We start from the raw sequence: 23126 nt of genomic DNA, 5'->3' as shown, positions 1-23126 counted from the left end.
ATGTCAGAATGTTGTAGCCATCTTTCAGAAAATCGATGAACTTGTATTTCGTAAGCTGCAGTATTTTTCAAAACAAGGCTTCTGTCATGAAAGGAGTATCGTATTAAAACCTCGAAATGATCAGTCAAACTGTCCCATATACAAACGATAATATTTACCTTTTTGCTTTAAGAGTTCTGCATGCGAACCGAACTCGGCGATTCTCCCTTTTTCGATCAGACAGATTACGTCGGCATTCCTTATGGTCGAGAGTCTATGGGCAATGACGAAGCTTGTTTTGTCTTGCATTAACCGGTCAATACCTTCCTGAATAGCAATTTCAGTGCGTGTATCGATTGAGCTGGTCGCCTCATCCAATATTAAGATTGGCGTATTGGCCACAGTTGCCCGGGCGATGTTAATTAACTGCCGCTGTCCCTGACTCAGATTGGCCCCGTCATTGGTCAATTCGGTTTTATACCCTTGTGGCAGTTGCATGATAAAGCTATCTGCGGCAGCAAGCTTTGCTGCCGCTATCACTTCATCATCCGTTGCGGTGAGCCTGCCATAACGGATGTTTTCCATGACCGTATCGGTAAACAAATGGGTGTCCTGAAATACAATAGACAGTTTTTTACGCAGTTCATTGCGATCCAACTTAAAAATAGATGTCTTGTCTAAAAGAATATCCCCGGATAGCAAAGGGTAGAAGCGAGGTAGCAAATTGATAATTGTCGACTTGCCGGCGCCGGTCTCACCCACGAAAGCGATCTTTTGTCCTGGTTTTACGTCGATGTCAATATCAAATAAAACCTGTTTTTCGGGTACATAGCCAAAATTTACATGCGATAGTGTCACTTGGCCCTGAATCGGGGCCGGCATTGGCAATGGATCTATCGTTTCACTTTCAGGAGCAGTGTCAATAACGGCAAAAATACGTTCTGCGCCCGCAAGAGCTGCCTGTAAGCTGTTGTATTGGCTGGAAATCTCGTTTACAGGCCGTCCGAATTGCCGTGCATACTGTAAAAATGCAGTTAACCCCCCTAAATCAAATCCACGTGTGATCACTAGAATACCTCCTGCGATGGTAGTCAGCGCGTAATTAATGGTGCTCATATTCGCCATCAAAGGCATCATCATTCCAGAATAAAACTGGGCCTTTGTTGCTTTTTCCCGCAGTACCTGATTAAGCTGCTCAAATTGTTCTATGGCAGCGTTTTCGTGGCCAAAAACCTTCACTACCTTTTGTCCGCTGATCATTTCCTCCACATAGCCATTGGCATTGCCGAGCGCAGCTTGGTTGGCGGCAAAAAAACTCTTGCTCTTGTTGATGATCAGTTTCGCCAGATATAACATCAGCGGAATCATGATCAATGCAATAATCGACAGGATAGGGCTGATATACAGCATGAGGGCGAGTGTCCCCAACAAAGTAATTGAGCTGATTAAAAGCTGTGTGATACTATTATTCAGGGCATCGCTTACAGTATCCATGTCATTGGTGAAGCGGCTCATCAGATCACCATGCTGATGGGTATCGTAAAATTGCAAAGGGAGGTACTGCATGCGGTCGAACAGATCATTTCGGAGGTTAGAAATCGTTTTCTGTGCCACTTTTATGGTCAGTCGGTATTGCAACATGTTGAAAATTCCTGTAGCGATATAAATTCCGATCATGACCAGGGCAATATGTCCTAGACCAACAATATCTTTTTTGAGGACATAATTGTTGATCGCAGGCCGTAAAAGGTAGTTGCCTGCCAGTGTCCCCGCAGTTCCCAGCAAAAGTGAAATTAAAATCAGCAGGAGCATCAGCCGTTGCGAAGAAAGGTAGCGCATCAATCGCCATAAAGCTTTAAATCCCTGTTGAGGCTTTTCATTTTTAATGCGTCTTGAACTACCGGGGCCAGGTAAACTCACGGGAATGGATTTGTTTGAGGTACTCATTAAGCTTCTTCTTTTTGCAGGTGTTGTGACTGATAAATTTCCTGATAGCTGGTATTTGTTTGCAGAAGTACATCGTGTGATCCAGAACCGACAATGCGGCCTTCTTCCATGACCAATATTTGGTCGGCATGCATGACGCTCGAAATACGCTGCGCGATAATCAATAGTGTGGTGTTCTGCAGATAATTTTTTAAACCTTCACGTATTTTTCGATCGGTATCGATGTCCACAGCACTTGTACTGTCGTCCATAATCAAGATTTTAGGTTTCTTCAATAAAGCCCTAGCAATACATATGCGTTGTTTTTGTCCTCCTGAAACATTGACGCCTCCTTGTCCCAGTAGTGTCTGATAGCCGCTGGGAAAGGAGCGTATAAAATCGTCTGCACAGGCAATCCTAGCTGCGGCATAAATATCCTCTTCTGTTGCCTGCTCATTTCCCCATTTGAGATTTTCTAAAATAGTTCCTGAAAAAAGTTGGTTCTGCTGCAACACAATCGCAATCTGGCTGCGCAGTTCCTGTAGTTGGTAATTTCTGACATCGATGCCATCTACTAAAACGGCACCTTTAGACACATCATATAGTCGTGGAATTAATTGTACCAAAGTGCTCTTTCCCGAACCTGTGCCACCTATGATTGCAAGGGTAGTCGCAGGCTTTACTTCGAAGCTAATATTGTCAAGGTTGGGTTTTTCACTTTGTAAGTTATAACGGAAAGTGACTTGCTTAAATGCGATCCGTCCCGCTGTGATGGCGTATCTATTTTGGAGGCCTTCCGCAGTATCCGTTAAGGAGGGTTGTTTCTCTAAAACTTCTTCAATTCTATCGCCAGAAGCGATTGCCCTTGAAATCATCATGAAAGTCAATGAAAGCAGCATCAAAGAAATAAGGATTTGCGTGATATAACTAAGAAATGACATCAATCCACCCAGCGCAAGCGTTCCGGTCATTACTTTCTGTCCGCCAAACCAGGTCACGGCAACAAGCGACAAACCCATCACCAATTGCATGACAGGCATGATAAGGACAACGATGCTCGAAGCTTTGGTGGCAACATCCATCAGATCGAAATTCACTTTGTCGAATTTCTTTTTCTCAAAATCCTGTCGTACAAAAGCTTTTACTACCCGCACATTGAGTAGATTTTCCTGCACAACACTATTGACACGGTCAACTGCCTGCTGCATCTTGATAAAAAAGGGGAGTCCTTTGCGTAATAAAATAAAAATACTTAAGGCCAATATAGGTAATGCAATGGCCATCACGACGGACAGATCCTTATTAATAGAAACTGCAAAGATAATGGCAAAAACCATCATAAGGGGTGCTCTTAGAAGCATACGCAAGCACATCATCATGACTTGCTGCATCATATTGGTGTCGTTGGTGAGCCGTGTTGTAAGCGAGGCCGAACTGAAATAATCGGTATCCGCAAAAGCAAAGGATTGTATTTTTCGAAACAAGGCCGTCCGGAGATTCGTCGCAAAACCCACCGACGCGTGTGCAGAGTAATAGATGTTGCATAAATTGGCAACGATAGCAACGATGGCTAATCCGATCATGGCCAATCCAATTTTCAAAATGTAGTTGATATCTTTATGCAAGATTCCGTCGTCGACAACGATAGACATCAGACGGGGTTGTACAATCTCGCAAAATACATCGATCACAACGAAAAAAGGAATAATCAAAAAAGCCTTTCTAAATGACTTGGTATAAGGGGTAAACGTGGAAAGCTTCATCTGCCTGTATATCCATTAAATCATCTAGTCCAATTTGTAAGCCTGAACGCTGTTACTCCTAACGGTAGGCACATACAGCATACCTGAAGATTTGTCGTATCCGATATCGGCAGCGTTTATCTTTTTGTCACGTGTGTCAAGTAATACAGCGTTGGAGCCGTCAGGTTTGACATGGTAGATCAGTCCTTGCCAGCCAGAAACTACAAATTCGTTGGGTTTAATTTGTACGACACCGTCCAATCCGCCTTCCATACCTTTCGATATTACGGTAGTTTTTTTATCCTGATCTATCTTAACAAGCGCGCCATCCGATAGCACATACAAGTCTTTGCCGACAGCCAGCAACCCATTTGCACCTTTTAGGTTTTCTGCATACAGCATAGGAGAGTCGTTTTCAATGCGATAGACTTTTCCAAGTCGCGTATCACTTACATAAACGATACCCTTTGAGTCAACGGTAATGTCGTTGAGTAGCTCAGCGCCATCAATGGTAATTCTTTTGACGATGCTTGCTTTATCCGTATCGATGACGGCAATGGATTTAGAGAATGCTTCAGCCGCATAGAGCCGGTTTTTGTGGATTCCTATACCCAAAACAGCATTGAGTCCTGTAACCCAATCTCTTTTGATAAATTTTCCGTCCATATCCAGTTTACTGATGAATGCTGTAGTATTAGGTTCGAAGGCGATCGTATTTGAAACATAGAGTACTTTGTTCTTGGCATCTACCCAAACGGACTCTGGAGATCTTAGGGTGGTGTCCGATTGCCATTGAGGCGTTAAAGACTTCTGTCCAAATAGGACTTGTATAAACATGATAAGGGTTAATGTTAACGTAATTTTCATTGAAAATCGGATTGAGATTTATATTAGTTTAATTTATTCGAATTAAATAACGATTACCCAAGGGAACTTTGGTCTTCCGCTAAAGAAGAAATAGTTGTAGTCAAGAAAAAAATCGACCATTGAGTTCATTTAATATACAGAATTTAGATCGTATTGTTTTCTTTTTTCGAAAGAAAACCTCATCGGATCGCTCAGCTCGATTACTTCTTTATAAATAAACTGGTGCAGCATTTATTTTCAATATACAGCAAAATTACTGTACGCACATTAAACGTATTTATAAATAATTTTTCATTTTATACAGATTTATGGAAGCCATTAATTTCTTGTTAATAGTTCATTAATGGTACATAATAACTTTGATTTCAAGAATAACCCCAGTAAAACTTTAGCCTTCCGGAACAGCGAGGCAGTATGGGGACCAGCATTGAAATAAACCAATAGTATAAACCTGTCTTCAACCATTTATAAAAAAATCACTTAATTATGAGTATTAAACAGCAAAAAAAAGTATGTATAATCTTCTTGTTGATCGCTTTGATGATGTCCTGTTCAAAGAGCGAAAAGAAGATTGAAGAATCTATCCCGAAAGAGGAGGCCAAAAAAGCGAATGGCAACAATGGGCTTTCCGCGACAGGCGATGTCGTTGGGCAGATTACCGTGGGATACCAGGGCTGGTTTTCCTGTGCGGGTGACAATTCACCCATGGGAACACATTGGTGGCACTGGACTGAGGCTTGGCAGCAGACCCCGACCCAAGGTAATTTCCATATTCCTTCTTGGCCTGACAACAGCGAATACCAAAAAAAATACAATACCAATTTACCGGCATTGGACAATGGTTCGCCTGCATCTCTGTTTTCTTCATTTGACGATCAGACAGTCAATGTCCAATTTAAATGGATGAAGGATTACGGTATCCACACGGCGGCATTGCAGCGATTTAATCCCACAGGGATAGAAGGTCCCATTCGTAATGCGATTACGGCTAAAGTTAAAACTGCCGCCGAGCAACATGGTATCAAATTCTATATCATGTATGATGTGTCGGCTTGGGTTAATATGCAGGCTGAAATAAAAAATGATTGGCTAAATCTGATGAAACAATATACCCAGTCTACTGCCTATGCCAAACAGAACGGCAAGCCTGTGGTCGGTATTTGGGGATTCGGTTTTAATGACAACAACCATCCCTGGTCAGCAGCCGTTTGTCTGGAGGTTATTCAGTGGTTTCGCGATCAAGGCTGCTATGTCATGGGCGGTACGCCAACACACTGGAGGTTGGCACAAACAGGAGGAGATTCGAGACAAGGCTATATCGATGTCTACAAATCATTTGATATGTTGTCACCTTGGATGGTAGGCCGCATCGGAACCATTGCAGACGTGGATCATTATGCGCAGCATATCCAAAATGCTGATCTACAGTTTTGCAATGTAAATAATATAGACTATCAGCCCTGTGTATTGCCGGGGTCACTGCAGGAGGGGCAACGAAAACATGGTGATTTTATGTGGCGACAATTCTATAATTTGACCGCGCTTGGTGTCAAGAGTATGTATGTGTCCATGTTTGATGAGTACAACGAATCCAATCAGATAGCGAAGACAGCTGCAACTCAACAGGATGTTCCTGTTGGGCTGGGGATTAAATCTATGGATGAAGATGGGACTGTTTGTTCTTCAGATTATTATCTCCGGATTACAATGGATGGTGGAAAGATGCTAAAGGGACAGATAGGGCTAAGCCCAAATAGACCAACATCCCCTCAATAAGTCAACTTTAACGTACACAATTGGTTTATATAGTTTAATAGTGTAGCCGAATCTTTGTCATGAAGATTCGGTTTTTATACTGTTTATTATCCGATCAGAAAAGCATTTTTCATTTCCAATTCAGACTTTCTTTAGTAACTTTAATCCATTGTAAACGCTGAACTCATCGTTTATAAGACTTTGCAGGATACGTTTTGCCTTGTACAACGTTGATCGGCAAGGTTGTTATGTATCGTCCTTGGTCGCAAGTCCAAGGGTGTTCATCGACCTAAGTAAAGACGATTCTGGGATGGTTTCGTGCTTATATCGATTGTCATGTTTCAAAAAAAAATAAAAAAAATGCTCTTTATAATTTTATTCATTGTTGCGGTAGTCGCCGCAGGTGTGGCCTATTATTTATTCACCAATGGTAACGTTAATGTAGATATGGCTTTGAAATCAGCTACGCTATATGGATTTAAAGTTAAGGGGTTGGACGGCTCGTCCATTGATTTCGCGCAATTTAAAGGTAAAAAGATACTCGTTGTAAACACCGCTTCTAAATGTGGGTTTACACCTCAGTACGAGGGTCTTGAACGCTTATATAAAAGATTCAGTGATAAGTTGGTTATTATTGGTTTTCCTTCAAATGATTTTTTAGACCAAGAACCTGGTAAGGATGCCGAAATAGCTGCTTTTTGTCAACGGAATTACGGCGTAACTTTTCCGATGGCAGCAAAGATTGATGTTAAAGGAAAACGGCAGGCGCCTATTTATCAGTGGTTGACCAACAAAAGCTTGAACGGCGTAGAAAGTTCTGCTGTCTTGTGGAATTTTCAGAAATATCTAATCGATGAAAATGGCAGGCTTATGAAGCATTTTCTTCCAAAAATAGATCCCGAGGATCCTGCAATTGTGGCGTTGCTCGAGTAGTTAGATAGCGCTCATTCAACTTTCTTTAAACATTTGAAAGTCCGCGGTAGTGGATGGCTGCAGAATGGGAGAAATTCTTTAATAGAACCGCCAGTCAAATTACTAATGAGTTCATCGATTGATTTGCCAGCTTTTCTAAATCCTGTACCCTTAAAATCTGTTATATAAATATCCAGTTCGCCTGCTGCATCAATTTCATAGTCCCAAAAGAGATAGTAGCCATTGTCGCTGGAAGCGAAGGGAAACAATCGCTTTACGATTTGCAGCGAGCAGTCAGGACCTATTTCAAACCAGATATCATCATTTTTAACATCATCAATATAGGTATTTCTAATTTCATCGGATCTAACAGTTAATGAATCTCCATAGTTGCCCATCGGAATATAAATATGAAATTCACCTAATGCTAACCCGTATCCATAGTTTTTTACAAAGGATTTGTATGATTTAGGAAAAGCTTTTCCATTTGGGAATCTAAAATTCTCGAGAATTGACTGATCCCCAAATTCAGAAGGTGTACCTTCTATTTGCAGATCAAAGGTATTATTTAGCATAACGTTTTTATAAAAATTCGCATATTATGATTCAAAATTTCCTGCCTATTGTTGATTTTTTTTTGACTTATTTCTTTACCGCCACTTACTTACCTGCAGTACGTTTTCATCCAGTTGTGCCGCTAATGATTTCGCCCGTGCTTTTAAGATCAATTTTCTGCCAGTAATTGTTCGGGTAAAGATTAAATCACAATTCCCTACGTGCGCTTCCCACTGATTGCTAAAATATTCGGCAAACTCTTTTTTGCGTGCCAGCAGTTCCGGAACAGCATGATAATCTTCCTGCTTGACAAAAAAAGCAAATTTGTTTTTCCTGACAATCACATAACGCGGATTATTGATCGGCGCTATAATCTCCTGTAATGCATTGATGAATATTGATTTGTCGTATGTTGTACCCCCTTCTAAATGGCAGTAAACGGAACCCGAGCGGTCAACTTGCATTTCTACGCGTACTTCGTTTCGATCAGTCCGTATGATATGAGCTTTTAGCAAGCCATTTAAGAGCGCATAACTCACTTGGTTGAGATCTTTGGAAATATCTCGGTATTTCAAATATAGTCTGAGTGATCTGACGGTATTTCTCCCGAAAAGCAGCATTCCGACTGCACCCAAGCTGGCCATGTAAATATAAAAATCTTTTAGGCTTTGCATATTTTTTAATGTTCTAAAAAATCCCTGCACATTGTCAAGTCCAAAACTAAGCCAGGAAGTGCCCACTGTCGCGAGTAGGTTTCTAATTGTTTTGTTGAGATACAATGATTTTACACGTTGATAATCTTGTTTTTCCGTAAAAGGTATCTTGATCTCCTCGACGAGATTCACTCCTTTGCTAAGCGCATCATTCCACCGCTGTCTGAGGTTCTCTCGGTCGGCAGCAAATAGCAACATTTCCGCATTTTTCCGTGAAATTTCCCCAACGTTGTTTATGTTTTCGGGTAGATCAAAACGGCCTATACCATTTTCAATTTCAGGTTCTTGTCGCAGCGAGACGCCGACAAAACTTTTGAACCGTCGCTTTAATAATTTAAGGTCATCACCGCCCGTTGCGGAAGTGGAGTCTGCACATACCAAATGCCAGATATTTGACGTTTTGTCCTTATTGCCCTGTTGTGCTCTGATAGCCCGACCCCGCATCTGATTGGAAAGTACAAATGAGCCGACAAAGCTCGCTAAAATCAGGGCGTTGATTGCCGGAGCGTCCCAGCCTTCACCTAACAATGACTTGGTCCCCAGTAGGACTTCAATTTCTCCAGCCTGGAATAGCTGTGTGACGATGTGAACGATATCGTGTTTAAGTTCCTCTGTCTGGTTTATTAAAAGGTAATTTACATCAAAAGGAACAGGGCTCGCGGCGCTGTCATAAATATCATACTTTGCAGCAGTGGTTTGAAATGCAGCGTAAGTGCTTGCCGGAATAATGATCATGGATCCTGTAAGTACAGCGATTTTCTTTTTATTCTTATTTTCCCGTCTCAATTTTTCGAAAATAGGGATAACACCTATTTTGTTCAATTCAAGCGTATTGTGGTCGGTGCTTACATAGAATTCTTTTCGGATGAAATCCGAAAGGACTACCAACCGTAGGTTTTTACCCAATTTTTCATATTCAAAATCCACAATCGCTGTAATAGCGTCCATTTTACTGATACTGGATGTCAAATATTGTCGGACACGGCTATTTTGGGAAAAGTTCACCCGTTTTCTTTCCGTGGCACCATGCCTTTGTAATCTATTTTCTAGCATGTTGCGGTGTTCTTCAAACGCATTGAAATGTACCTTTTCCTGGTACAGATAAAATTCAAGTAGAATTTCGAGCCATTCATAATCCAGGTGAGGTATTTTAAAATCCTTGCCACCGATGATCTCCATATGGAGCTCGGGAATTGGAATTTGGTTGGCATGGAGAAAAATTAAGCATGCTGAGTAATATTTCAGGTTATTATAAACCCAGTCGAGATCATCCATCGGGTTTAACCATATCGGATGATTTTGGACTGCCTGAAGTACGATTTTGTCGCTGCTTACTTCCTTAAACAGTTTAAGCATGCTATCCCTATAATCGGCAATAAACTGTCTTTCCTTTTGGCTAGGATTGGTGAAATAGATATAATCCTGATGTGGACATAGATCACCCTCAATGACAAGTTCGGGGACGGAAATTTCTGCATCTATGGGGCCATTGAGATCCATGTAGCGCTGCCATTCTGTTGGGTTGACATCGTAAGGTGGAGTTGCTGTTAGACCAACAACCGTCGGCTTCAGTTTTTTCTTTATATGGGTTAATGTATGCCACCATTCATTTTTAAGATGGTGTGCTTCGTCGACGACAATCGTACCGATTTTTTGCGATTTCAATTCCTTTAGGATAAGCTCAAGGTTTGACCCGAGCTCCGGCGCATCCTGATCATTGCAGGCAGCATGCAGTCCCTGATAGGTTACTACGGTGAAAAATTTTGGATTCCGGATATCCCTGGAGATCCAGTCCGGCATGGTGTCCGTTTGAAGAAAAAGTTCACAGAACCGTTGTATCCATTGGTTACGGATTGCACGCGTCGGTGCGAGAATTAGGGTTGGTTTATTGATGCGTATAGCGACTTCAAGCCCCAAAACCGTCTTACCTGAACCGGGAGGTGCCACCACATGTAAATGACCATCTTTAAGATGCTCTTGTAATTCTTCAAGTACCCGTTGTTGGTACTTGCGCCATGAATATTTGAATTTAATTGCTTTAGGGTATTCAGTCAATAGATCCGGATAATTTAAAATTTACACTATATTGTAGCGCAATATACCAATTTTGGTTGCAAATACGATTTGCAGTAGAAGACTCGTATAATTCCTTCTATCGACCTCGAATATAAGTTATATATTGAATAAATTTTATTTAAGTTAAATTCCGTGTAAGCTTTCCGAAGAGGAAAAATAGCCGTTTTATCCAAAATGGAGGTGCCTCCTAAGTACGTTTAATGCATTTTAAAAGCACTAGTCCCTTGTGCCTGATCAGTGTTATATCCGTGCTTGATCCGTACATCCTTCAAAAACGGGCTAGTTTCAAGCGATTAATTTTAGCAGTTGGTTAATTTTTGATTAATTCTGGACGAGCGGGATTTGGCATCGTTTCATCCTCCGTTAGGCTTATTGGACAGCGGAACAATTATTATTCGCGGAGACAGAATTTATATTCGTACATCACTCCCGGAAAATAACTTGATATCTTTGTAAGCGTACTTAAAAGTGTTATCGATGAATAGACAACAGTAATTATAAAAATACGGGTAATATGGGGAAAATTATATTCAGATTTTGGTTGGTTAATGTACTGATAAGTGTCGCGCTATTTATCCTATACCGACTTGTTATTGCAGAGACGAATACGGCTGCTACAGGATTTCTGGAGACGATTATAGTTATACTGGACATTGTTGTCAATTTAGGTTTTTCAACAATTTACCTTTTCGTAGTGATTTTATGTTCTTTACTATTTTTTCTAAATCACATCGAAAAAATTCGCCGAAATAAAGTATTATCGTTTCTGACATTTTCGGGAATACCTGCTGTTTTTCTGGTCTTACTGATTATTTATATTTTGGCTGGAGTTTATAAATATCATATGGTTCTCGACCCGTTAAAAATGCTGCTCCTTTTTTCCGTTGTTTATCTAGCCAGCACCGTCTTAGAATTTGTCCTGTTCCGGAAAATAATCGAAAAACAGCAGGCTGCTCTGAAAGTTAAGCAATAAAACTGCATCATTGTCGTCTGTCTGACTATTTCTTTAATCAAATTAATCAAAATTGGCTGAGTTCAGATACCCCGATGATCTTAATGTTTCTAAGATGTAATTCGCTTCAGCTTGATCCATATCATTCGCGAATTTTATTGTTTTAAAACCATATTCAAATCGAATAGTGCCTCTATTTTTAAACAACGACAAATCATTCCTGCGGCCCCAAAAAACGAATTCAAAGGGCTCCTCTTCGATATGAAAATTCTTTACTTCCCGTAAATCAAATATCTTATTTCTGAAGAATATATCATTTTTTCTGGCGATGCTGATCTGCTCACGATCTATCACGATGATTTCTTTTCCAATTAAGTACCACGATAATGTTTTAACCACAAATAAGCCCCCCAGAGTCCAGCCAATCAACCAGATTACTTGAAATAACCGATCAAATTCTAACCCGCTATTTCCGTTATTAAAAAAGTCCTTTACGAACGAGCTTCCAACAAAATTTAATCCAATAAACCAAGCGACCAGCCACAAACTAAGGAATGCTATGACAGGCATATGTTTTTTTGCTGGGATGGTAATTGGTATCCATTTGACGTTTGGTCAATATTTGCAATACCATCATAAGGTCTTTCCATGGTTATAATTTGTTACTCGTTCAAAATTGGTTAATTTAACAGGGACTAATATGCGAAAAGTCAAAGAATAAAAAACTATTTTTTATCATTAAATTATATCAATTTTTTCAGGATAAGCCATTTGATTTATGCGTAATTCGCAGATCAAATTTTTTTATTGTTGTTCTCGATGAATTCTAATGCTTCCTCTAACTGATTTTCATCAAAATATCGCTCTTCTAAAGCCGAGTTAAATAAATGGAGCATCTTGTTTTCAATATTGACTATTGACTTCATGAAATCAGAATGGGATACAACCGCACAGCGTCCGATTTTTCCGAAATGTTTAATTCCCCATAATTCCCCTTCAAAAAATGCTTTTAATTTCATGTCTTTCATCATAGACATGTCTTTAACCTTAATCAATATGTTGACATGCGCATAACCTTCATTCAATTTTTCTTCGAAAAGTTGTTCTATCAAAAACGCATCAATTTCTGTAAATGATCCTATTAATTCCAACGCAAGTGCATTGCCTTTAAATTTTTTTATTTGATTGATCATGATGGTTTCTTGGTTTTATTGTTTTGCATGTCATCTATATCGTGAAGTTAAAAAATATGGAACGTAATTGAAATTCAGTTATTCACATGAATTAAAACCCAATTGCGGGGGCTGACGAATGAATGGTCACTTTCTGGCATATTTACTTTCCTTTACAAAAAAACGTAGGGGTAGAGCCGCGTGTTCCTGAGCATAAGCAATACCGATTCGTGCTGCTTTTCCGATTTGTGCGGGATTGTATTTTAATCCCTGATCTTCAATCCAAATGCGGTCGTCGGTCAATAGCGCATCATTAAACGACGCGTCAATTCCCAAAGCTTTGGCCGCAGAACCCGGTCCATTGGAAAATGAGGGTTTTTCAGGCAGCACGTGTCTCCGTAAAGCCATCACGTCAATGCCAACGAGCGGTTCAATACTCCTGATTAAAACGCATTGGGGATCCGCTGCGCCAGAAGTAACGATATTCAACAGATGGTGAATTCCATAACATAGGTATACATAGGCCACACCACCTTCACGATACATCGGCTCAGTCCTGGAGGTTCTCTTTCCGTTAAATGCATGAGATGCTTTATCCATAACGCCAAAGTAAGCTTCAGTTTCGACAATTCTACCCCCTGTTAGAAGGCCGTCTTTTTGCGTATAGAGTACCTTTCCTAACAGATCTTCTGCTAGGAATAAAGTATCGGTATTGTTATAATAAGATTTAGGCAGTTTACTCACTTTTTATACAAAAAATTGACTTATTTATCATTCGTATGTTACTCGTATCAGTAGAGGTATTCAATCCTTCTCTAAGCGCAATTTTGTTTACCGCTATTTCCCATTTCTTTTCTCGCAGGTTACATCACATGTGTTCTCCAAGATTAGCCAATCCAAATCTGAAAGCAATATAATGCTATAACTGGCAACATCAGTAACCTTATACATCATCATCTATAAATCAAATTGTCAACGATTATGTCCATCGTTTAACGGTGATTAAATATAGGGAAAATCATCATTTTATTGCTAACGAATAGTAGTTGAGCAAATGATTTTCAAACTCACCTGATAGGGCGGATAAAAAGTCTACTTATGTTAATTTTCGTGAGGCCTAACAGCGGCAATAGGGACGGTGGCATAGGCTGACAAATAGTAAGCAATGTATACGTATGGTCTGCAAAAAAAATATGATGACGGCGATTTTTTAGGTATCCATACCAGTATTGCTTTAACGTGGCACGCAGCAAATAAGATCGTTACACTGGTCATCGAGGGGATGTCAGATGTCCTTTTTGATCGGGAGGTGGACAATAGTGTGGCGCTGAGCATTGAGCCGACAGAAGCAGAAATACAAAAGGTATTTACATATTACCTTGTCCTGATTGACCGAGCCAAGGTTCGGGTTTTTGTGATGGCAAAAGATTTTGATGAGCTGCTGAACCGTAAAGAAAATAGGAGTGAGATCAAATTGCCTGACTAGTTCTGGGGAATATGTAAGCTCCTGGAAATACCTTTACGAACTAGATGAATAGGGGGAGTCATTTTTTTATTTTATAAGATATGGGTTGCACCAAATTGACCACGCATTAAAGTTGTTGCCACTTTGATCTTGCGTAAGGAGCTCAAGATCATCGACACCTGTGATATCTAGATCAAAAAGATACTGTTCATTGGGCTTGACATTATGGGAAGAAAGGATTTTCCTATTACCACGGATGATAAATTGAATGCCCTCTGGTTTTTGAGCGCCGTCACGTAAAGCTGCGATGATTTTTAATTGCCGCCACTTTTTTGCAAGCTTGTACTTATATAGGGATGGTGCATGGGCATATAATCCTTTGCGATATACCTTAGCGCTGTTTTCTAGAAAAAATAAAGCGTTAGATTCTGCTGTGTAATAATTTCTCGCTGGGTTTTCCCAACCTACGTAAGCTTCTTCCCATGCTGCGTCAGAAAGAAAGATACTATCCTTTTTTATGGTTTTAAGGTTGATGGGTTGGTCGTCCTGCAACAATTGATTTAAGACACTCAACTTGGCCTGTTTTTGATTATCCAGGCTGTCATTTTCTACTACTCTAATCAGGTCATTGACGGTAGCCTGACCAAAATTATTAATGGTTAGGAAATCTCCTTCGTTACTATGGCTAACCATTTTTCGGTATTCTTTAACTGATCCGTTGTCAAATAAAAACAGCATTCTAATTTCATAGGGTATATTGCCTTCAAAAGGAGCAATATCAATTTCTACAGAATTGCTCTGGTTGACTACAGCGGTAAAGCTGTTGCTCAAATACTCGGAGGTATTATAAGGGTGGATCAACGCTACAACGCCATATGGTACTGTACCTGAATGGTACTGAAGCTTTAATTTTGTCGTATTTTCGGCTTGAAATAGCATAAATGATTGTAATAGGAATTCGTTTTTTTGTTGGATAGGTTTTGGTCGCTGTGTAAATATGGGATGACTACTTAGTTGAAAGACTGAGGCTTTGGAAAATTTAGCTGATTTTAAACCACCCCATTTTTCGACTTTGTAGTGCCTGCTACCATGTTCTCCCATTAAGGAAATCGTTTTTCGATTGAACTCATTTGGAAAACCATGATCGTGTGGTAATCCGAATAGGTGGCCCATTTCATGTGCTATCCCACCAAGGTACCAACTGTTGAACTCTCCTACAGTACATTCTTTATTTGTGGCAAACATCTCTGTAAAAGTTATTTTGGTGCTTGCATCCGTGAGTAATGCCGGATCTAGGAGGTCGCAGTCTGCAACCATGCACAAGCCCGAGGAAGCAGAGCCCCTGCCATAGTATGGCGAATGAAATACGTAGGTCCCATTTTCATCTTTATGGCTTAAGGCAGTAATAACAAGGATATGTTCGGTGTTTGGATTGATAGCAGGCGTCAGTTTCTCGAAGATTTCATTTTCTATTTCACGCCCTGAATTTATTGTATAATCATTTGAGGGTTTCGCCCCTTGAACCAAGTGGTACTGATAACCCGAATCTTCTGCCTCAAAAGGGATACCATCACTTTTAAATCCCGAATTTCCAAGCTCAGTTTTGTAATAGGAGGAGATATCCTTCAATGTTCGGTCGAGACGATTTTTCCAATCGGAAGACAGTTTTGCGTCAGCAGGATAAAAATAAACAACCTTAACAGTATGAAGCAGTTTATTTTTATTTGTTGTGATTGCTCCTTGAGCGAATTGGTTAAGTGTTAATAGTAAATAGACAGCATTATCCAGAGGAAGTTTGGCTGACGTTTCATACATGGTGAATATACGATCGCTATTGAATTCAATTAGGTTTAATCTAGGTTTTATATTATCTATACACTAAGTTAAATAAAATCAGCATAGTTTTCTTTAATAATATGCATAAGTTCTTCTCCCTCTACAGGACTTATTTTAAAAAACTATTCAGATAACCTAAAATGCTTCCAGTTTGGCCTATCAGGCTGACGTGGCTTTGTGCTGGGATAATGGCTAATTGGGATTTCGGCATTTGTCCAAAGTCACCAACTACTGCACCGCCCAATAATTGATATGTTTTTACCAGCTCGATCTTATCTAGACCGTCGTTGTCTCCAGCAATCAAGAGTACAGGTGAAGATATTTTGGCAATATTTGCGTCTCCCAGATCAAATGGTTACTGTGCCAAAGAGATCATCTGTTCTAAAAATTTTGTCCACTTTGTTTTGTCGGGAGCAACGGCTTCATAGGCTTGCTGCATCGGACTATTTTCAAATAGTGCTGGTTTCATGTTCTGAAAGGCTTTGTTAATTTCCGGCATCCATCCCTTACTTTTATAGGTAGCAGAAATAATGACTAATTCATCTAAGCGCTTCGGGTACTGAATGGCAAATTGGTAGGCTACTGCGCCTCCAAAGCTGTAGCCAAGCACTGCAGCATGTTCAATTCTCAGATAATCCATCACTTTGGCAACATCAGCTGCAAGTATGGCGTGGTCAAATTTTCTATCAGAATAGGGTGAATGGCCATGGCCCTGCAGCTCAATGGCGATGACTTTCCTGTTTTTTGACAGTTCGGGTATGAGCTGACTCCAGTTTGTGCTGATGGTCATAAAAGCGCCGTGTAATAATACAATCGGTTTTCCAGTACCATAAACTTCATAATATACCTTTCTGTCCTTAAGGTGTACTAAACCTTGAGCCGAGGGTTTAATTTGGGCATAAGATTGCATAACAGTAGTCATCATAATGATATAAAGTAATGATTTAAAAATAGTATTTGGTTTTGATACGTGTGTTCATAACGAATTTATTTAAAATGTACATGACAAATATCATTACGATTTCCTAAGAAGATCCTGTGGAAATACGACAAATATAGGGGCGATTGCGTCAGAAATGCAAGCAGACAGTCCTTAAAAAAAGATTGGATCGCGATAATACCGAGGGGAAGATTTCGTATCGTTAGGGCAGTTGAGGTGTAATTAAAAAAGACAGGGACCAATATCCAATATCAGCCCCTGTGTTTTGCTATTATTTCAACTTATCTTTTACACTTTTAGCATGATCTAAGTGGTTTCTAAGTGTTGGTAGAGTTTTATCTACAAACGCTTTCAGCTCGGTATCTTTAAGGTTTTTACTAGCGTCCTCAAACAGTTTGATATCCTTTTCATGGTCTTTAACCATATCTTCAATATACGATTTATCGAAGTCTCTGGGCGACTTTTTGGACAATTCATCCTTCAAATTTTGCTCATCTTTACCCGAGGAGGCTGGTAGCGTGATATTTTTTGCTTGTGCAAGCGTTGCAAGTTCATCATTTGCTTTGGAATGATCTTTAACCATCATTTCGCCGAAGGCTTTTACCTCCACATGCTGGCCTTTTTCCTTTGCCAGTTTTCCAAGTTCTACCTCAGCCATGCCACCGTTTGCTGCTTCAGTAACGAATTTTGCATCGTCTTCACTGACAGCAACAGGCGTCGTTGCCGTATTATTATCGTCTATGTTTTCTGGTGCTTTTGTTTCGTTGATACTGTCTGCTGTTTTTTTGCTGTCGTTATTTGCATTGCCGCAACTTTGGACAGCAATAATAGAAAATGCAATTGCTAGGGTCAAAAATATTCTTTTCATGATCTTATGAGTTTTGATTTCTAGATAAACAGTGGTCAAAACAGTATCGTTTCAAAAAAATGACCAACGCAACTATTTCATATTACATTCACGCGTTTTTTAGCTTCAAAAATTTAATAGTGATACCCAGCTGACCCAGGTGGTAAAAATCGTGATGGATAAGGCCTGTCAGGAGGTATTTGAGGTTATGCGGGAAATCAGGATTCGCATGTTTATAGGGTTGTTCGAGGAAGGAATCGTCTTTGCCGTTGAGAAAGTGAATAACGTGTCGCTGACTATCCCAGAAATCTTCCAACAGCTTTTTCCAGCCTGTTGTCTTCAGTTCGTCATTCGTGCGCCAATTCCTAGCTTCGTTCATTTCGAGTCCCCGTGGATTTCCCTTCAAACGGCTCAGAACCTCCTTACGCCATTCAATGAGATGCGACATCAGTTCCGCTACACTATGCATTTCTGGGATAGGACGCTCATAAACAGATGATTCGGTAACCGTAGCTAATTTTTTTTCAAAATTTTCATCGATCCATAGATCGGCGTGCTCCACATCCTTTAATTGCTGAATGATATCTTTTATCAGAATAGTGCTCATAATGACTTAGTTTTAAAATGATTAAGTTTAAGACTTTAGAAATTAAACCGAACTATACAGGAATTAGTTTTAACCAATTGTGTATTCGCTTAAAATGCTAACATTGTACTGAAGAATTTCAGCTAGCAACGCTGGAATAGTTGCGGTGTGAAAAGGTTTTAGGGAAGATGTAATCAGTAGACAAACTATTATTTGCTGAATCGTGTCCTTCTATCGAGATTTCCTAGAAAAGGCAATCGCTTTATGATCCGGGCTCATACCCGCGTTTTATGGTCCCGAACACTCGTATTGAAATGGCTGATCAAAGATCCACAGCACGTCTGACTATCAACGAATTAATGAAACAGGCTAAATTGTTAGAATCCGAAGGGAAATTGGAGGATGCTGTCAAAAACTATCATACAGTTATCGCAAAAGATAAGCTGCATATAATCGGCTCATGATTGTATATCATAGGCAGAAAATGTACAAAAAAGAGCTAAGTACGATAAAGAAGGCGCTCGCTACCTATGAAAATGATCTGTTGAAAGATCAGCGCAAATGGAAGAAGCTTAACGGTGGGACAGCCGACTTAAGTCAGCGTTTGGCCAAAGTACTGGGATTAATGCACGAGGATGGCCTTCCAAGATATTAAGAACCGCAAGTCATGGCTTGGAGAAAGCGTTTGGAAAGGGTGGAGCAAGTTATCAAAAAGGCAAAAGGTGTAAAGACCTAGGCGCTTTTTTTTTGTTATAAAATCGTAAACGAAATTGTAGATGCTGCTGTTCAACTATAAAACTCATTAGTTTTAATAAGTCGATATTGAGCCGAAACCCATTTTAGAAATGACAATGAAATACATATTCTGTACAGTTGAAACCCCCAAAAATTCAAATGCCAAATACAATTATGAGCCAAAATGTGGCGGATTTGTTCTGGCAAAATACCTTCCTTTGGGCTCAGTTTTCCCCTATGATTTCGGTTTTATCCCGGGCACCGTAGGAGAGGATGGTGACCCCTTGGATATTATCGTTATTTCGGAACAAGGGACGTTTCCTGGCTGTATATTGAAATGCAGAATAATTGGTGCAATAAAGGCGATACAGCAGGATAAAGATGGCGACACTGTCGAAAATGACCGGTTTTTGGTCGTACCGGAGGCTTCAGCCGTCTTTGGTCACATTCATCGTGTCACCCAATTGCCTGAAACCGTGCTCGATGAACTGCAACAGTTCTTCATAAATTATAATAAACAGGAAGGCAAAAATTTCCAGCCTTTGAAAATTCTAAGTGCTAAAGATGCATGTAAGGCGATAGAAAAAGCAAAAAGTAACAGCCAGGCCATCAAAAAAATTGAACTTTTTCTTCCACTCTACGATGCGTCGGGAACACCCTTCTCCGCTCAACTATTTCAGGATATTAGTAAGCAGCTCATTAAAGACTTTGGCGGGATAACAGCTTATACGCGTGCACCTGCCATTGGTATATGGGTCGATCCTAAAAAACAGCCAATTAAAGACGAGAATGTGGTTTATGAAATCATGGTTGCTGAAATCGACCATGCCTACTGGAAACAATTCAAGAAAAAACTCGAATTACAATTTGCCCAAAAAGAGTTAGTTATTAGGCAAAGTGAGGTCGGGCTACTCTAGTCGCTAGATTAATACTGTAGATCTGCTGGAATGTAGACCAGTAGGCTTATAAATGCTATTTAGCTTGAAGCGTAGGTGAAGGGGAAATCAAAATAGAAAATAGATCCCTTATTCTTGGCGCTTTGAACATGTATCTTTGAACCATGTTTTCGCAGGATTTCTGCGACCAAATATAGGCCGATGCCAAATCCAGATATGTTAGAAGTATTTAGGTTATCCACCCGATAGAATGATTTAAAAATATTCTTTTGATGTTTGGGCTCGATTCCAATCCCTTCATCCTGAACATATATACGTACTTTTTCGCCTATTATCTGCGTGCCAATAATGATCGTCCCACCATGGGGAGAGTAATTTTATGGCATTGTTAAGTAAGTTGGCAAAAACCTGATCCATTTTGGGCCAGTCAGCTAAAATATGAACGGTGGGATCACAACGCTGTTCAATGCTGTGCCAATTCGTTTCCAAATCATTAATACAGTCCCGCATTAATTTGTCAAGCTGAAAAGTGGTTTGGTGAAGTTGCAATTTTCCTTCGTCTACCTCCGTTATACTAAGAAAATCCGCAATCGTGAGCATCATTTTTCTCACTTTGAGATTCGATCTTAGTTCCTATCTGGGCACTTTTTTCACCAAATATAGTTGCATGCTGTTGCATCATCTGCGTATTCATCAAGACTGTGGTGAGCGGTGTTTTGAGTTCGTGGCTTGCTACGGATATAAACGCATTTTTTTGCTTCTCCTCCTGCTTTTTCGGTGATATCCCGTGCAATTTTTGATACACCAATGATCTCGCCGAGATTGTTTTTTATGGGGATATCGTCAGCGACAAATCGATCAATTTGCCTGATTTTGTCTGCCGAACAGTTTCAAAATGCTTGATGGAATGCCCCATGCGGATTCGCCCCAGAATATAATCTTCTTCAGAATGCCTATCTCGTGGAATTAATTTTAGGATGGACTGACCAATCATTTCCGCGGTTGAATAGCCAAAAAGATTCGTCGCAGCGTCGTTCCAGCTGGTTATGATACCTTCTAGTGTTTTTCCGATAATCGCGTCATAGGATGAGTTAACAATGACTGCAAGTCTCCTGAAGACGTTATATTGATGCTTATCATTGATTTTAAGGATGATCTTGATACAGAAGATATTACCGAAGCAATTGCCCGCATCCGTACACGCATTAAAACCGAATTTCAATTTATCCATTATGTCATTATCCAACCAGAGTAAATATTAAACGCCAATTAACCTTGATAGCTATTTTAATAGCAGCGGCTTCGTTTTGCAAGTGAGCTTTTGCAAGGACATCGCGGGGGCTTATGCCAAGATTGCAAAGAACACAGCCTTGGCTAGCACAGTAAAATGTAGTGTTGGGCTATCTTTAGGATGGATAACCGAGTTTCGGAACTTTATCGAAAAATTATGTAAGAAGTAGAAGAATGACAATGTAAACGTGTAAGTTTGTATATCACCAATATTAAATTTAAGGTTATGCTATATTTAGGAATTCTGGTCGTTTTTGGACTTATTACATTATTTGCTTCATTTTATACCGTAAAACAAGAATCTGCTGCTGTGATAGAAAGGCTGGGTAAATTTTTAAAAGTAAGTCATGCTGGTTTGCATTTAAAAATTCCGTTTTTGGATCAAATATCTAAACGTCTGAATCTTAGAATAAAGCAATTGGATGTCATAATTGATACCAAAACACTGGATAATGTTTTCATTAAGATGAAAGTTTCTGTCCAGTACCAGGTAATCAGAGACAACGTAAAAGATGCTTATTATCGTTTGGAGAATCCCGAAAATCAGATCACATCGTATGTTTTTGATGTCGTGCGTGCTGAAGTTCCAAAAACAAAATTAGATGACGTTTTCGTAAGAAAAGATGATATTGCCATTGCCGTAAAAAGTGAATTGCAGGATGCGATGCAAAGCTACGGTTACGATATTATTAAAGCATTAGTGACAGATATTGATCCTGATGAACAGGTCAAACATGCCATGAACAGAATCAACGCTGCTGAACGCGAAAAAACAGCCGCAGAATATGAGTCTGAGGCTCAGAGAATACGAATTGTTGCAGTAGCAAAAGCTGAGGCAGAATCTAAAAAACTACAGGGACAGGGTATCGCAGATCAGCGAAGAGAGATTGCGAAGGGACTGGAAGAATCTGTAAAAATGCTGAATGCTGCCAATATCAATGCACAGGAAGCCTCTGCGTTAATCGTGGTTACGCAACATTATGATACACTGAATGCTATCGGCGCCAATAGCAGAAGCAATTTGGTCTTGCTTCCAAATTCGCCAACTGCAGCAAGCACTATGCTGAATGATTTGGTAGTTTCAATGGCCGCGGCACAGAAGATTGATGGACATAATAGTGCGCAATTGCCTGATCTTCCTAAAGATGGCGGTCTTTAGGGATAGAAATCCAAAGAAGCTCTTCCATAGACGTATTATCTAAATATTGATGTAACTGAATTCCTCAAAAGCAGGATATGGGATAAGATTACTAAGGGTACCACCAGGTTGGGCAATAAAGCATATGGAAATTGTAACATAGCAATATTTGGCTGATCATAAGCGATCAATTGTATAGGAATTGGGGATGACAGTATTCCTAGAAGAACAACAATGAGAACTGAGCAAATACCGAATATGTTCCATAATCTGAAAATCTGGAAATTGAAAATTTTACGAAAGAATATGCCCGTTATCAAAAATATTAAGGCAGTAATTCCGAAAACTATATCATAATTGCAGCCAATAAAAGTCATTTCTCGCGGCAGCATTTTAGCTTTGTATAAAGCATAGAGAATAAATTCTACTGGAATACGCAAGATATGGATCGCCAAAAGCAAATACATATTTATTTTTGTATTAACCAATAGTATCGAACAACAGACGATTGTTATAACTGTACCCAATAGCGTTAAGGCGAAAGATGGGGGAAATTGTATAAAGAACCCTGCAACAGCGGCAAATGATATGAAGAGCGACCAAATGATATAAACTCGCGTAGAAAGTTTGTGGCGTACAGCGAACCAAAATAATACAAAACAACTTATTGTAATAGCTATAAATAGATTCTGCATGATTAAAAAGCATATATCTTATAAAACTAAAGCATAAAAGGCCTAAAAT

The 23126-nt window shown here is 39.8% G+C and carries 24 protein-coding genes; 8 read left to right on the top strand and 16 right to left on the bottom strand.

Annotation, left to right across the window (positions count from 1 at the left end; translation table 11 throughout):
- Positions 1-120 precede the first annotated feature (120 nt).
- The 3 genes from B4N43_RS05880 to B4N43_RS05870 are packed head-to-tail and all read right to left on the bottom strand — an operon-like array spanning position 121 to position 4514.
- Positions 121-1926, bottom strand: a complete 1806-nt coding sequence (locus B4N43_RS05880) for an ABC transporter ATP-binding protein (RefSeq protein ID WP_286733471.1) — start codon at positions 1924-1926, stop codon at positions 121-123.
- A complete protein-coding gene (locus B4N43_RS05875; RefSeq protein ID WP_286733469.1) occupies positions 1926-3668 on the bottom strand; it encodes an ABC transporter ATP-binding protein in 1743 nt (580 codons plus the stop codon). Before B4N43_RS05875 ends, B4N43_RS05880 begins: the two co-directional genes overlap by 1 nt.
- A gap of 24 nt (positions 3669-3692) precedes the next feature.
- Positions 3693-4514 (bottom strand): ATP-binding protein, encoded by an 822-nt coding sequence (locus B4N43_RS05870; RefSeq protein ID WP_286733466.1) that lies wholly within the window; start codon positions 4512-4514, stop codon positions 3693-3695.
- 486 nt (positions 4515-5000) lie between these two features.
- Between B4N43_RS05870 and B4N43_RS05865 the strand changes: the two genes are divergently transcribed.
- Together B4N43_RS05865 and B4N43_RS05860 are read left to right on the top strand one after the other, a co-directional pair.
- Entirely contained in the window at positions 5001-6290 is a 1290-nt protein-coding gene (locus tag B4N43_RS05865) for a glycoside hydrolase family 71/99-like protein (protein WP_286733463.1), read from the top strand.
- Positions 6291-6629: 339 nt separating this feature from the next.
- Entirely contained in the window at positions 6630-7202 is a 573-nt protein-coding gene (locus B4N43_RS05860) for a glutathione peroxidase (protein WP_182332579.1), read from the top strand.
- A gap of 11 nt (positions 7203-7213) precedes the next feature.
- Here the strand turns inward: B4N43_RS05860 and B4N43_RS05855 are convergent, their stop codons facing one another.
- Positions 7214-7756 (bottom strand): SMI1/KNR4 family protein, encoded by a 543-nt coding sequence (locus B4N43_RS05855; protein ID WP_286733459.1) that lies wholly within the window; start codon positions 7754-7756, stop codon positions 7214-7216.
- A 75-nt stretch (positions 7757-7831) separates the two neighbouring features.
- On the bottom strand, positions 7832-10504 hold the full coding sequence (locus B4N43_RS05850) for a DEAD/DEAH box helicase family protein (protein WP_286733457.1): 2673 nt from the start codon (positions 10502-10504) through the stop codon (positions 7832-7834).
- Between the two features lie 535 nt (positions 10505-11039).
- Here B4N43_RS05850 and B4N43_RS05845 point away from each other — a divergent pair.
- Positions 11040-11498 (top strand): hypothetical protein, encoded by a 459-nt coding sequence (locus tag B4N43_RS05845; protein ID WP_286733454.1) that lies wholly within the window; start codon positions 11040-11042, stop codon positions 11496-11498.
- Positions 11499-11540: 42 nt separating this feature from the next.
- Here the strand turns inward: B4N43_RS05845 and B4N43_RS05840 are convergent, their stop codons facing one another.
- The 3 genes from B4N43_RS05840 to B4N43_RS05830 form a co-directional block, all read right to left on the bottom strand.
- A complete protein-coding gene (locus B4N43_RS05840) occupies positions 11541-12047 on the bottom strand; it encodes a hypothetical protein (RefSeq protein ID WP_286733452.1) in 507 nt (168 codons plus the stop codon).
- A 224-nt stretch (positions 12048-12271) separates the two neighbouring features.
- The gene (locus tag B4N43_RS05835; protein ID WP_286733449.1) at positions 12272-12670 is read right to left on the bottom strand and encodes an STAS/SEC14 domain-containing protein; all 399 of its coding nucleotides are present in this window, start codon (positions 12668-12670) and stop codon (positions 12272-12274) included.
- 126 nt (positions 12671-12796) lie between these two features.
- Entirely contained in the window at positions 12797-13393 is a 597-nt protein-coding gene (locus tag B4N43_RS05830; RefSeq protein ID WP_075992119.1) for a DNA-3-methyladenine glycosylase, read from the bottom strand.
- Between the two features lie 421 nt (positions 13394-13814).
- On the opposite strand from B4N43_RS05830, the gene B4N43_RS05825 reads away from it, so the two are divergent.
- A complete protein-coding gene (locus B4N43_RS05825) occupies positions 13815-14135 on the top strand; it encodes a hypothetical protein (protein WP_286733447.1) in 321 nt (106 codons plus the stop codon).
- A 66-nt stretch (positions 14136-14201) separates the two neighbouring features.
- Here B4N43_RS05825 and B4N43_RS05820 read toward each other — a convergent pair whose 3' ends face one another.
- From B4N43_RS05820 to B4N43_RS05805, 4 genes are all read right to left on the bottom strand, one after another.
- Complete coding sequence (locus B4N43_RS05820) at positions 14202-15929, bottom strand: NPCBM/NEW2 domain-containing protein (protein ID WP_286733445.1); 1728 nt, start codon at positions 15927-15929, stop codon at positions 14202-14204.
- Positions 15930-16305: 376 nt separating this feature from the next.
- Entirely contained in the window at positions 16306-16875 is a 570-nt protein-coding gene (locus tag B4N43_RS05815; protein WP_286733443.1) for an alpha/beta fold hydrolase, read from the bottom strand.
- A gap of 286 nt (positions 16876-17161) precedes the next feature.
- On the bottom strand, positions 17162-17758 hold the full coding sequence (locus B4N43_RS05810; RefSeq protein WP_286733442.1) for a DUF4142 domain-containing protein: 597 nt from the start codon (positions 17756-17758) through the stop codon (positions 17162-17164).
- 88 nt (positions 17759-17846) lie between these two features.
- A complete protein-coding gene (locus B4N43_RS05805; protein WP_286733440.1) occupies positions 17847-18344 on the bottom strand; it encodes a DinB family protein in 498 nt (165 codons plus the stop codon).
- 269 nt (positions 18345-18613) lie between these two features.
- Here B4N43_RS05805 and B4N43_RS05800 point away from each other — a divergent pair, with 269 nt between their 5' ends.
- From B4N43_RS05800 to B4N43_RS05790, 3 genes are all read left to right on the top strand, one after another.
- The gene (locus B4N43_RS05800; protein WP_286733438.1) at positions 18614-18787 is read left to right on the top strand and encodes a hypothetical protein; all 174 of its coding nucleotides are present in this window, start codon (positions 18614-18616) and stop codon (positions 18785-18787) included.
- Positions 18788-18807: 20 nt separating this feature from the next.
- Entirely contained in the window at positions 18808-18978 is a 171-nt protein-coding gene (locus tag B4N43_RS05795) for a hypothetical protein (RefSeq protein WP_286733436.1), read from the top strand.
- Positions 18979-19174: 196 nt separating this feature from the next.
- The gene (locus B4N43_RS05790; protein WP_286733434.1) at positions 19175-19975 is read left to right on the top strand and encodes an inorganic diphosphatase; all 801 of its coding nucleotides are present in this window, start codon (positions 19175-19177) and stop codon (positions 19973-19975) included.
- Positions 19976-20034: 59 nt separating this feature from the next.
- Here the strand turns inward: B4N43_RS05790 and B4N43_RS25480 are convergent, their stop codons facing one another.
- Genes B4N43_RS25480 through B4N43_RS05775 form a run of 4 tightly spaced genes read right to left on the bottom strand, consistent with a single transcriptional unit; the run spans position 20035 to position 21185 of the window.
- Positions 20035-20268: an ATP-binding protein gene (locus B4N43_RS25480; RefSeq protein ID WP_376749011.1), complete on the bottom strand. Its 234-nt coding sequence runs from the start codon at positions 20266-20268 to the stop codon at positions 20035-20037.
- A complete protein-coding gene (locus tag B4N43_RS05785) occupies positions 20252-20557 on the bottom strand; it encodes a hypothetical protein (RefSeq protein WP_286733433.1) in 306 nt (101 codons plus the stop codon). Before B4N43_RS05785 ends, B4N43_RS25480 begins: the two co-directional genes overlap by 17 nt.
- A complete protein-coding gene (locus B4N43_RS05780; protein ID WP_286733431.1) occupies positions 20529-20747 on the bottom strand; it encodes a histidine kinase dimerization/phospho-acceptor domain-containing protein in 219 nt (72 codons plus the stop codon). The genes B4N43_RS05785 and B4N43_RS05780 overlap by 29 nt, the downstream gene beginning before the upstream one ends.
- A 36-nt stretch (positions 20748-20783) precedes the next feature.
- Positions 20784-21185, bottom strand: a complete 402-nt coding sequence (locus tag B4N43_RS05775) for a PAS domain-containing protein (protein ID WP_286733430.1) — start codon at positions 21183-21185, stop codon at positions 20784-20786.
- Between the two features lie 285 nt (positions 21186-21470).
- Between B4N43_RS05775 and B4N43_RS05770 the strand changes: the two genes are divergently transcribed.
- On the top strand, positions 21471-22403 hold the full coding sequence (locus tag B4N43_RS05770; protein ID WP_286733428.1) for an SPFH domain-containing protein: 933 nt from the start codon (positions 21471-21473) through the stop codon (positions 22401-22403).
- Positions 22404-23126: the final 723 nt, after the last annotated feature.

Origin of the sequence: Sphingobacterium sp. UBA1897, assembly GCF_002337775.1 — a bacterium.
Classification (GTDB): domain Bacteria; phylum Bacteroidota; class Bacteroidia; order Sphingobacteriales; family Sphingobacteriaceae; genus Sphingobacterium; species Sphingobacterium siyangense.
Note: the sequence above shows the minus strand (reverse complement) of the source record. Positions and strands in the feature narration are given on the sequence as shown.